The sequence below is a fragment of the Bartonella sp. AA86SXKL genome, from assembly GCF_042196885.1.
Window position 1 is genome coordinate 1 of the sequence record NZ_JBHIRE010000229.1, and the last position, 481, is coordinate 481.

The window sequence follows — 481 nt, forward strand, 5'->3', positions numbered from 1 at the left end:
AAACGCCAGGATTACAGCTGACGGAAACTACAAAAAGCGTGTGTTGATTATCTTAGCTGAAGTGGACCTTCATGGTTATAGGAATATTTTAAAAGGGCGCTCATTTTACCTCCCCGAAAAACGCGCCAAAATGAATAAATTATTCTCATGCAAGAACATCCCCCTTTACGATGTGGTCGCACGATCTATTTTAGAAGGAAAAAAATGTTAGCAACTGCTGAAAAGAACTGTTTTGCCCCCAAAGCACAGAAAGACTAAAAACCATCCTCTTATGGAGACCATGTATCAAAACAAGAACAACAACATCAAAGGATAAAAGCAAAGGTTCTGTTTCATAAAAGCATATAAACAAGGAATTTCCGCATGATCCAACAAGAAAAATAGGGTGAAAAAAGATCTTTGAGCAATGCTGTTTTGCATATGGGCTTACCAACACTAGCACTCTTCGTAAAGAGCCCCTAAACGCACAAGCGGTCAATGA

At 39.1% G+C, this 481-nt stretch carries 1 pseudogene; it reads left to right on the forward strand.

From position 1 onward, the window contains the following. Nucleotides 1–84: 84 nt before the first annotated feature. A pseudogene (locus tag ACFIO5_RS11150) lies at nt 85–258 on the forward strand (type IV secretory system conjugative DNA transfer family protein); the annotation flags it as partial. Nucleotides 259–481 lie beyond the last annotated feature (223 nt).